The organism is Shigella sp. FC1967 (genome assembly GCF_001743005.1).
Taxonomy (GTDB): Bacteria; Pseudomonadota; Gammaproteobacteria; order Enterobacterales; family Enterobacteriaceae; genus Proteus.
Genome location: NZ_MIIZ01000156.1, coordinates 1 through 282, shown reverse-complemented (window position 1 = coordinate 282; position 282 = coordinate 1). Strand labels below are relative to the sequence as shown.

1 protein-coding gene is annotated in these 282 nt (G+C 31.9%); it reads right to left on the bottom strand.

Going from position 1 to position 282, the window contains the following annotated elements; translation table 11 throughout:
• Positions 1-91: 91 nt before the first annotated feature.
• A complete protein-coding gene (locus tag BHE89_RS23570) occupies positions 92-259 on the bottom strand; it encodes a hypothetical protein (protein ID WP_171742420.1) in 168 nt (55 codons plus the stop codon).
• Positions 260-282: the final 23 nt, after the last annotated feature.

Here is a 282-nt window from a genome sequence, read left to right as displayed (position 1 = left end):
CTTTTTCTTCTTTGTAGTAACTCGATTCTTCCATCGCTTGTGCGTAAAGAAATCCACCTTTAGCGGCGATATCCATCTCTTTTATTTGCAGTTAATTTTCGGTAACTTTATTATTGGTATTATAAAATGTTTTCGTATATTTCTTTTTTAGTAATACACAAAGTCCACTTATTACATTTTTTTCTTTTTCTTCTTTGTAGTAACTCGATTCTTCCATCGCTTGTGCGTAAAGAAATCCACCTTTAGCGGCGATATCCATCTCTTTTATTTGCAGTTAATTTT